The sequence below is a fragment of the Sphaerothrix gracilis Ecp01 genome, assembly GCF_030405905.1.
GTDB classification, from domain to species: Bacteria; Cyanobacteriota; Cyanobacteriia; order Phormidesmidales; family Phormidesmidaceae; genus Sphaerothrix; species Sphaerothrix gracilis.
Genome location: NZ_JASATW010000018.1, coordinates 103,159 through 112,841 on the forward strand (window position 1 = coordinate 103,159; position 9,683 = coordinate 112,841).

Below are 9,683 nucleotides of genomic sequence, written 5' to 3' on the forward strand. Positions count from 1 at the left end.
TGAACAGGCATGAGCTGGCTTGTCTGACGGTAGGCTGGCTCTAGCGGCCCATACGCCCTGCAGGACTGACGCATTGAATCAGGTTTCAGCTAATCGCCAGATCCTCCCGGCCATTGCCACCTTCCTCACTAGGGGAGAATAGGGGAGAGCTTATCACTACCCCCCGCGTCTCGAATTGTGAGCTGCGTAGCTCCTAAGCCCTGTTGATTTACGCTTGCCTAAGATGTCTCAGCCTCAGGTTATTTTTCTAGATGCGGTTGGTACCCTGTTTGGGGTGCGCGGCAGTGTGGGACAAATCTATGCGGATATGGCCCGCTCAGCGGGCGTAGAAACGGACGCCGCCGCCCTCGACCAGGCTTTTATTCAGGCTTTTAGCAGCGCCAGCCCAATGGCGTTTCCCCAAACGGAAACCACAGCCATTCCCCAGGCCGAGTATCGCTGGTGGCACGCCATCGCCCAGCAGGCTTTTACCCAAATCGATGCCCTGGCAGCCTTTTCTGATTTTGAGGGCTTTTTCACCGATCTCTATGCTCACTTTGCCACGGGTGAGCCTTGGTTTCTCTACTCAGATACGCTGCAGGCGCTCCAGAACTGGCAGGCACAGGGAATTGAGCTGGGCATTATCTCCAACTTTGACTCTCGTATCTATGCGGTTTTAGACGCGCTTGAACTTAGCCACTGCTTCCAAACCATCACTATCTCCACCGAAGTAGGAGCCGCCAAGCCCCATCCTTTAATTTTTGCAACAGCCCTTCAGAAACACGGCTGTCAGCCAGCGGCAGCTTGGCATATTGGTGATAGCTATCAGCAAGACTACGAGGGGGCTAAAGCGGCTGGCCTCAAAGGCATCTGGCTGAACCGATCTGAGAATCAGCCTAACAAGTGAAAACACTGATTACGGACTGTAACAGTCTCCAAATAGCCGTGTTTTTTCCCTGATAGGCTAGCTATGCGATCGCCACAATAAGCTCAGTACTTTTCCGGGAGTTTGTATAGCCAATGGATATTCTCCTGATTGCGGCTACCGTCCTCTGCGCCACACTAGGCTCGCTGCTGCTCTACAACCGCGTTGTTTTAGGCTAAAAATCCAAGACCGCCTTAGCAGTCGCCTCTATCGCACCACTGTCACAGCCTTGATACTCCAAGGCTTCAACTCAAAAACTTCAGTTAAAACGGGCCCTACAGGATTCGAACCTGTGGCCGACCGCTTAGAAGGCGGTTGCTCTATCCACTGAGCTAAGGGCCCCTATACCTAACACACTGAGCTAGTTCCTCACAAATTGTAGCGATCGCTGAGGCGATAAAGCAATGGGGAACACTCAGCAAGTGTTATCAGGGCTACGGGCTGGCCAAAAGTTCTGAGAGATACGCGTAAAGCGCCGTCTACGTTCTAAAGTAGGGATGTAACGGGGTCTTAACCGTTTGAACAGGTAGGTTTCTTCAATAGAAGGGAGTCTACCCGTTACAATCAGATATCTTCTCAACTGTTTCAGCGGCGGATGTGTTCTAGTTGGTTAATAATCACCTCTGCAATCCACGGCCCGATTAGGAGTGAATTGGCAGCGCTATGTTTATTCTCAAGCGACAAGATGTTGACATTAAAAGCGTTCAACATCCTACCAAAGACCAAAAAATTCCGATTCTCTCCTATCAGGATCAAACTTTTCGATTACTCAGCGTTTTTAATGCGGCTCAGGAAGAGGAAGCCAGAGCGCTTTGGCGCGACCTGACCGATAATCGGGGCAAAGCCTGTGTGCTGCTAGAAGAACCTGAGCGCTTTAGCGTTTGGGGCAAAGTTCGAGTTGAGCAGATAGATGCCGCCGAAGGCAGCGATGTGGCTAGCGGCCCAGCCGCCTCAGCCGCTCTGATTCAGGGCTGTTTGCTGCTGCTACAGGCCCTCTATATTGATGTCGAGGATTTGTTGGGAGACAAGCAGGCAGCCCTGTTTGAAAAAGACATTACCGATCTATTTGAGCAGTGGAACTTCCCGCAGATAGACTCGGCTAAATCAGTTCATGCAATCCTGACGGTCGATCCGCTGGCAATGGCCCAGATGCCTGCCTGGCAGGAACATCACCTCAACACGCTGCTGCAGGAACTCTATCGCATCAGTAAGAGCTATTTCGGCAACGCCAACTTTACAGAAAGAGCCTTAGAGGTACTGGAAGATATGACCCCTGCCAATCAAAAGCAGTTTACAAACTGGCTGAGTCAGTCCCCGATGGGCCAGCTTTGGCAGTAAACGGCTGCGCCATTTCCCAATTGTGGCTATAAGAAAACGACAAATTAGTTCGACTTTAAGAATTTTGGCTAATATTTTGCATGTTCGGCATCGTGTGCAAGGCTGAACCATTGGCAACTAGGGTTAAAGTCAACTACTCAATAGCTGTAGCGGCTCCCTGAGCACACAGCCATTACTGTTTAAATGAGGTGGGTTTTGAGTCGTTCTTCCTCGGGTCTAAAATCGATTGTATCTACCCGCAGCCTTGTCCTATTCTGTCTTGCCTGGGCAATCGTTGCGCTGATCTTTTTCTTATTGTTCAGTGTGCCGCCACCGGGCGCAGAGCATCCGGACTGGTTTTTCTACGGGATTACCATATTAGAAACAGGCGCATTCGTCATTGCGACGCTGCTGTGCTTTCGCAACTGGGGCAGTAGCCAAATTGTCAGCGGTCGTAATGTCTGGCTGTTTCTGGGTTTAGGGATGCTGTGTTTCACCTTAGGCAACATCTTGTTTTTCCTTTGGGGAACCGTGTGGAACCTAGATCCGGCTGTCTCCCTAGGCGACTTTTTCTATATTCTTAGCTACGTATTTTTAGTGCTGGGGATGCTGCGGGCCGTCTTACCCCGCCGCCTCAACCTAGAAACGCCTCAGTGGCTCATCATTGCGGGCATTGGCTTCGTCGGTGTCGCCCTAGCTATCTTTCTTAATTACTTTGCCGTCGCCGAAGTTTCCAGCCTGCCCAGACCTTCCCTGATGCAGGCGGCCCACGCCCAAGAAAGCCCGCCGTTAGATCCGGCGGAGGCAACGCCCCCGGCAGAGCTAGAAATCACCGATCCAGAGGCAGTCCCTCCAGCAGCAGCGGTGGAAACCACTGCGCCCGGTTGGGTAGTGGCCTTAGACAACTACCTGAGCCAGTATGAGGAAGCGGCTGGCTGGCTCTACGTGATTGGCGACTGCATTCTGGTAGTGATTGCGGCGACGATGCTGGTGGCCTTTTGGGGCGGCCGATTTTCGCAGTCTTGGAAGCTAATTGCGATCGCGGCTTTCTGTCTCTATATTGCCGATATGTTCTTTGCCTATCGTATCAATGCCGCTTCCTACGAAGAGGGCGAACTTTGGGAAGTCTTTTGGACATTTTCAGCCATTTTCTTTGCGATTGGGGCTACCGTAGAGCACGCCATTTCAACCCAGTCTCGCCGTAGCAGTCGCCGCCGTCGCAGCTAAGCGTGGATTAAACACCTGATTGCGGATGCAATCAGTCATAATAGTAGTCCTAGCTGGGTTATCTCACTCAGCAGAGCAGACAAGATTCAGCAGTGCAGGGATTACGGTCAGCATGGCTCCAAGCAAACTATCAGACGCAGACAAGCAGGCGATTATTGAAATCTACAAGCAGCCAGGAGAAACCACCTCTACCATTGGCGATCGCTTTGGAGTGAGCAATAGCACCATCAGTCGCGTCCTCAAAAGTTCGCTACCCGCCGAAGAATATAGCGCCCTAATTCAGCAAAAGCGCTCGTCTAGCGAGCCGGCCCCGGCTCCTAAGCCCTCTGAGCCAGAACCTGCCGCCAAACAGCCAGCCGCGACCAAAACGGATAAGAAAAAGACGGCTAAAAAGGATGCAAAAAAAGCATCTGACCCGCCACCAGCGGCAGAGGAAGCTACCGTCGCAGCGGCTCCCCCTAGCGATGAGCCAGAAACCGAGAAACCGACGACGAAGCAAAGTCCGGCTAAACCTAAACTCAAATCAAAGACGCCAGCAGAATCAGTCCCTGAACCTCCCAGCGAAGAGGCCAGCGCCGCCGCTTCTGCCGCTGAGACAGCTAGCAGCCCTGAACCGGACGGCGAACCGATTGAAACCGTCGAGATTCCGCCGACAGAAATATCAGTGCCCCGCCGCCGGCGACGCTCTCGCAGTCCAGAAGAGAGTGAGGAAGACAGCACTCAGCTACCCCTGTTGAAAACGGACAGCGACAAGCAGACTGCCGCTCCCATCCTCAAGACGGACGCTGACAAGCAGGCTGAAGCTGCCCCTGCAGCCCCTGAACTCAAAGGCAAAACAGCCCAGCCAGCCACCGCAGTTGACGAGGAGGACGAGGACGAGGAACTTCCAACTCCAGATGACGACTATGGAGACGACTTAGACGAAGACGACGAAGACGACGGTGACGATTGGGATGAGAACGATGAAGCGCTACAGCCCCATTTGCAGGGAAATGCTGCCATCGAAATTGTCCCCCTCACCGAGGCCAGCTTGCCCAAAACCTGCTATCTCGTTGTCGATCGCATTGCCGATTTAATCACCCGCCCGCTGCGAGAGTTTGGCGAACTGGGCCAAATTCCGGAAAGTGAAATCGACGAGCGTACGCTGCCTATCTTCGATAACCACCGGGTAGCCCGGCGCTTTTCACGGCGCAATCAGCGCGTGGTTAAGATCCCAGATGGCGAAATTCTGCATAAAACTGGCCGCTATCTCCACGCCAAGGGCATTACCCGCCTGCTGATTGACGGTCAGGTCTATTCGCTAGCTAGCGAAGAAAATTAGGGGTTAGAGAGCCGCACCGTCTCCTCTCGTGTCAACCTGCCAACAGGGGTTCCAATAGCTCAATTAGGCGATCGCACTCTTCTAGGGTGTTGTAGTGTACTAAGCTGAGGCGCACCACGCCATTTTGGGCTGCCAGCCCCAAGTCTTGAATCAGGCGCTTGGCGTAAAAGTCGCCGTAGCGAAGGCCAATCTGATGGCGATCTAGCTGGGGCGGAATCGTGGCGCTGTCGGTATGGGCGACGGTGAAGGCAATGGTCGGGACTCGCAGTTGGCGATCGGGGCTAGTTTCACCGATGACTTTGACATTGGGCTGATGGGTCAAAAAGCGCAGCAGGCGATCGCTCAGGGCTTCTTCATGCAGGCTAATGCGCTCAAACGCCTCCACCAGGCGATCGCGCTGGTGAGGGATCTCCGTGTCAGCGACCAACTGCTCTAAATAATCCAAAATGCCCAGGGTACTGTAGGACAGCTCATAGTTAGCGCCGCCGGGCTGAAGCTTATAGGGCAGACTGTCGCGCCCGATGAAGCTGTGGTTGAAGCTGGGGAGGGGCAGCAGATGTTTGCGCTTGCCGTAGAGCAGGGCATGGTGCGGCCCGTAGACTTTGTAGTAGCTAAAGACGTAAAAATCTACGTCCATCGCCTGCACGTCAATTAGACGGTGGGGAGCATAGCCGACCCCATCAACGCAGATCAGAGCCTCGTAGCTGTGAACCAGATCGGCGATCGCCCGAATCGGATTGATCGTGCCCAGCACGTTAGACGTATGGGTCAAAGCCACCAGCCGGGTTTTGTCCGTCAGCAGCGCCGCTAAATCTTCTAAATGCAAAGACAAGGTTTCCGGACGCAAACACCAAAACTTCACCCCGATGCCTTGGGACTCTAGCTCCAGCCAAGGGGTGATATTGGCCTCATGATCGCAGTTAGTAACGATCACTTCATCGCCGGGCTGCCAGGTCTGCCCCAAGCAGTAGGCCAGGATTCTCAATAAGAGAGAGGCTGAGGCTCCCATCACCACCTCTGCCGGATCCGCCGCATTGATGAACGTTGCGGCTGCCTGATTGGCTTGGGCCAGCCGCTGGCTGGCTAGCTGCGATACGGCATAAGAAGCGCCTAGCTGCACGTTGGAGGTCAGCAGATATTCGTTGAGGCGATCGATTACGGGCTGGGCGATCTGCGAGCCGCCCGCATTGTCTAAAAAAGTCCAGTCTGAGCCGACACTGGGAAAGGCCGAGCGGACAAGTTCGAGGTTGAGGGGCGACTGAGCTGCTGCAGGAACTGACGTCATATCGGAGAAAATAAACTGCTTTAGAGCTTACCCTAGCGCTATCAGAACTTGCGCACTCGACGAGGTTGAACTGCCCACGAGATTCCCCCGCCAGTGTCCCGGCTTCTGAACGGTGACTGCTATCTAGGTCAAGAATTGTGGCCGCTTCAGTTTTATCTGGCAAAAGTTAGCAAACTCTCACAGATGAAGCCGTTTTTACTACAAAGTATTGCGATATTAGACATTACATTCCAGACTGTTCCTAGCGATCCAAAGGAAGACTTTCGCATTTGTAAGATGGAAGTGAAGATCCCCACAAACCGGAGGATACTGATGGACAAATCACTCCTGTCCCTCTTAATTTTGAGCGTTGTCCTGATTGCGATGCTGTCGCCCTTTGCGGTGATGACGGTTACCAGCAGTATCCTCTTAGCCTATGGATTTGCCTGGGCGGCGTGGACGCTGATTCAGCAGCTAGGGGAAGGAAACCGACAGCGGGCAATTGACTAAACATTAAGTTCTTCGTTTTTGGTCTGGCGTAGCGACTGGAGATAGAACGCCAGCGCCAGCGTTACCTGCTTCAGCAGCCAGTAAAGCACGGTAATGACGCAGAAGGTGACGACCATAATGGCGGCGGGTCGCTGCGCCATCAGGGTTGACAGCAGGTTGTGGAAAAGTGGTTCCGGCTGGGTGACGATATCCCAGCTATTAAAGCGCTGAAACCGCCCCAGATAGATGCCGATCGCTGATAGGGCGTGGATAAACAGCTCTGTGGGCACAATCAGCCGGGTTAGACGGCGGCGGCGCAGAAAATAGCCCAGATTAATCAAAGAGACAACATAAGCCTGAAATCCTACTGCCATAAACAGCAGATATTGGGGCACCAAAACTAAGGTAATAATCCAGATGGAGTAGCCGTAGCGAATGTCGTGAACCAGATGAATAATGTCGGTGAGGACATAAGGGGCGTTGGGCAAGAAGGCAATAAAGGCGGCAAAGCCAATGAGCCAGGGGACAGGCTTGAGCTGGCGGCTGCGAAAGAGCCAAATGCTTAAAAGCAGCGGAATGATGGCGAGAAAGGAGTTCCAGGTCATGAACCGCATGTTGTTGTGAGCGGCTTCTAGGGCAGCGGCTAACCAGTATCCAATGGAGGTCATCGGCGATCGCCTCGATATCAACTAACTATTTCCTAATGACTACAGTAAACAAAAAAACTGTTCCGTAAAGCTGTCATAATCTTTGGGGTGATGCTCAGAGCAAATGGAACTAAAGGGCAATATATCGCTTCACTTGTTAAGTTAGTATCCTGTGACATTACCGCTGAAATTGGGCAGTCTAGGTAGAATCACGCTCGCCGCTAAACCTATCGCCAGCCAGAGCGGAATATCGGTGTTACCCAATAGACTGCTAAAATAGCGGGGATCGTTCCTTCACAGCACGTTCGGAGTGAATGTTCATGGAGCCTGTATCCACAGAAGTGGTCCAGCAGGTAGCTGAATATTTCAGCATTCTTAGCGAACCAATGCGTTTGCGACTGTTGAATCTGCTACGCCATCAGGAAAGGTGCGTTCAAGAACTGGTCGAGGCGACAGAAACCAGTCAGGCAAACGTTTCTAAGCACCTGAAGGTGATGTTGCAGGCCGGTTTTTTGACCCGTCGCACTGAAGGCACTTCAGCTTATTACAGCGTCTCTGACAATTTGACCTTTGAGCTGTGTCAGCTTGTCTGCGATCGCATTGCCAGCCGCATTGAGGAACAGGCGCAGCATTTCCGCGCTTTTAGCCTCACGGCGAGCAACGGCAGCAAGCCGACTCCTTGAGCTTGATTGTGGTTTGTGCTTAAACAGGGCGATCGCGCTCCTTACTTCAATAAGTCACCCAGATAGAGATGCACAAACGCTTCAGCAGCCTGCGGATTGAGGGTTTTGAGGGCTTTGACAATATCGGCCACGGTTTCGGCAGTGGGATCGGTAAGTTCGTGGAACCAACGGTAAACAACAGACCGTCTCACGCCCAGCGTGGTTGCTAGCTTGTTTTGACTGATGCTGTAGTCATCAAGAATCTGTCTGAGCGCTTGTCCGGCTCGGCCCATAAACTGCTGGCCTAGAACTGCGCCTCAATCATTTCAGAGGAATTAAGGCTAAGTAAATGACTACATTTATATAGACAGAGAAGCCAAAAGTGACTATATTTATGTAGTCACTTTTCATTAAATTACTCAGAAATGCATCAAAACTTTCTTGAAACCTCGCCGCTTTCAGTTGAAACCTCAGCGGTTCAGCCAGAGCTGGCAGACGTGCCCAGAGCCGAGATCGCCAGGGTGACGGTGTCGGGTTCGCCGGAGGCGGTGAAAGCGATCGTCCACGATTTGCACAATCGCCGTTTTGCCGAGGCGAACGATTGGTGTCCGCCGGTGCCGACGGGTAAGGTGGGCGAGGTGATTCGGGTGTTGCTGAAGCGGGTTTGGATTGGGTGAAGTGAGGCGATCGGGTTGGGGCAGACCCCAGGGTTTTTAGAAAACCCTGGGGTCTTGGGGTCTTGAGGATGTAAGGGAACTCTAGGGTAGATTTCCGCGATCGCTCAACCTATGCCACGTCGTAAAATGGCCTTTATGCCAGGCTGCTACTACCATCTCTACAATCGCGGGCATAACCGTCAGGCGATCTTTTTTGGTCGGGAGAACTATCTGTTTTTTCTCAAACGGTTTCGCCACTATCTAGCTGAGCAAACGCTGCAGGTGATGGCCTATTGTCTAATGCCGAATCACTATCACTTTTTGGTGTGTCTGCGCGAGAGCAATCTATCAGAACAGATGGGATTACTCTCCCTGTCGTATACGAAGGCGATCAATCGCCGTTTGAATCGCTGCGGGAGCCTCTTTCAGGGGCCATTCCGGGCAATTTTGGTGAACGAAGAAGCGTATTTGCTACATCTGTCGCGGTATATTCACTTGAATCCGGTAAAGGCGGGTTTGGTGGCGCGGGCTGAGGATTGGGAGTTTTCTAGCTATCCAGAATATGTAGGGCTGCGACAAGGGACGCTGCCTCAGTTTGAGGCGGTGCGGCGGCGAGTCGGGGCTGAGCAGGATTATCGGCTATTTGTGGAGGCGGAGGCGGGGCGGCTAGAACGGCGTTGGCGGCGTCTGCTGCTAGATGAGTGAGTGGGAGCGATCGGCGAGGGGAAGCCGAGATCCCAGGTTTTTTGAAAAAACCTGGGATCTGGTGATTTTGTTTTTCAGTTGACGAAAGGCGATGTCTAGGGTGGCGGCGGTTTGGCCGAGGCGAGGCTGAATGTCTGGCTCAGGGGCTTGGGCGGGAATATCACACAGCTCGCGTTCTGCTTGGGTGATGTTGGGATTGGTTGAGAGATAGTCGTGCAGCCAGTCGCAGCTCCAATCGAGCAGCGACTCCATATCGATTGGCCAGAGCTTCACCGTATCGTCCCCACTGCCCGAGGCTATCGTCTGACCATCGGGGCTGAAACTGACGCTCCTGACCCAATCGCGATGCCCTTCGAGGGTGGTCAGTAAGGTGCCATCTTTGTCCCACAGCTTCACCGTGCCGTCAGCACTGCCCGAGGCCAGGGTGTTGCCATCGGGGCTGAAACTGACGCTCCTGACCCAATCGCGATGCCCTTCGAGGGTGGTCAGTA

12 protein-coding genes and 1 tRNA gene are annotated in these 9,683 nt (G+C 53.1%); 8 read left to right on the forward strand and 5 right to left on the reverse strand.

Annotation, left to right across the window (positions count from 1 at the left end; translation table 11 throughout):
* The first annotated feature begins 223 nt into the window (after nt 1-223).
* On the forward strand, nt 224-886 hold the full coding sequence (locus QJQ48_RS19215; protein ID WP_346292869.1) for an HAD-IA family hydrolase: 663 nt from the start codon (nt 224-226) through the stop codon (nt 884-886).
* Nucleotides 887-1,173: 287 nt separating this feature from the next.
* On the opposite strand, the gene QJQ48_RS19220 is transcribed toward QJQ48_RS19215, so the two are convergent.
* Nucleotides 1,174-1,246, reverse strand: a tRNA-Arg gene (locus QJQ48_RS19220).
* Between the two features lie 321 nt (nt 1,247-1,567).
* Here QJQ48_RS19220 and QJQ48_RS19225 point away from each other — a divergent pair.
* From QJQ48_RS19225 to QJQ48_RS19235, 3 genes are all read left to right on the forward strand, one after another.
* On the forward strand, nt 1,568-2,242 hold the full coding sequence (locus QJQ48_RS19225) for an Npun_F0813 family protein (protein ID WP_346292870.1): 675 nt from the start codon (nt 1,568-1,570) through the stop codon (nt 2,240-2,242).
* 303 nt (nt 2,243-2,545) lie between these two features.
* Nucleotides 2,546-3,448, forward strand: coding sequence for a hypothetical protein (locus QJQ48_RS19230; protein ID WP_346292871.1), 903 nt, complete (start codon nt 2,546-2,548; stop codon nt 3,446-3,448).
* 112 nt (nt 3,449-3,560) lie between these two features.
* Nucleotides 3,561-4,769, forward strand: coding sequence for a transposase (locus QJQ48_RS19235; protein WP_346292872.1), 1,209 nt, complete (start codon nt 3,561-3,563; stop codon nt 4,767-4,769).
* 31 nt (nt 4,770-4,800) lie between these two features.
* On the opposite strand, the gene QJQ48_RS19240 is transcribed toward QJQ48_RS19235, so the two are convergent.
* Complete coding sequence (locus tag QJQ48_RS19240) at nt 4,801-6,054, reverse strand: cysteine desulfurase-like protein (RefSeq protein ID WP_346292873.1); 1,254 nt, start codon at nt 6,052-6,054, stop codon at nt 4,801-4,803.
* A gap of 312 nt (nt 6,055-6,366) precedes the next feature.
* Between QJQ48_RS19240 and QJQ48_RS19245 the strand changes: the two genes are divergently transcribed.
* On the forward strand, nt 6,367-6,543 hold the full coding sequence (locus QJQ48_RS19245; protein ID WP_346292874.1) for a hypothetical protein: 177 nt from the start codon (nt 6,367-6,369) through the stop codon (nt 6,541-6,543).
* On the opposite strand, the gene QJQ48_RS19250 is transcribed toward QJQ48_RS19245, so the two are convergent.
* Nucleotides 6,540-7,190 (reverse strand): DUF1361 domain-containing protein, encoded by a 651-nt coding sequence (locus QJQ48_RS19250; protein ID WP_346292875.1) that lies wholly within the window; start codon nt 7,188-7,190, stop codon nt 6,540-6,542. The genes QJQ48_RS19245 and QJQ48_RS19250 overlap by 4 nt on opposite strands.
* A gap of 299 nt (nt 7,191-7,489) precedes the next feature.
* On the opposite strand from QJQ48_RS19250, the gene QJQ48_RS19255 reads away from it, so the two are divergent.
* Nucleotides 7,490-7,852, forward strand: a complete 363-nt coding sequence (locus tag QJQ48_RS19255; RefSeq protein WP_346292876.1) for an ArsR/SmtB family transcription factor — start codon at nt 7,490-7,492, stop codon at nt 7,850-7,852.
* Nucleotides 7,853-7,893: 41 nt separating this feature from the next.
* On the opposite strand, the gene QJQ48_RS19260 is transcribed toward QJQ48_RS19255, so the two are convergent.
* Entirely contained in the window at nt 7,894-8,124 is a 231-nt protein-coding gene (locus QJQ48_RS19260) for a helix-turn-helix domain-containing protein (protein WP_346292877.1), read from the reverse strand.
* A 132-nt stretch (nt 8,125-8,256) separates the two neighbouring features.
* On the opposite strand from QJQ48_RS19260, the gene QJQ48_RS19265 reads away from it, so the two are divergent.
* Nucleotides 8,257-8,508: a hypothetical protein gene (locus tag QJQ48_RS19265; protein WP_346292878.1), complete on the forward strand. Its 252-nt coding sequence runs from the start codon at nt 8,257-8,259 to the stop codon at nt 8,506-8,508.
* Between the two features lie 111 nt (nt 8,509-8,619).
* Complete coding sequence (locus tag QJQ48_RS19270; RefSeq protein ID WP_346292879.1) at nt 8,620-9,192, forward strand: REP-associated tyrosine transposase; 573 nt, start codon at nt 8,620-8,622, stop codon at nt 9,190-9,192.
* On the opposite strand, the gene QJQ48_RS19275 is transcribed toward QJQ48_RS19270, so the two are convergent.
* The coding region (locus QJQ48_RS19275) for a WD40 repeat domain-containing protein (protein ID WP_428843068.1) at nt 9,181-9,683 on the reverse strand (503 nt) is incomplete at its 5' end. The genes QJQ48_RS19270 and QJQ48_RS19275 overlap by 12 nt on opposite strands.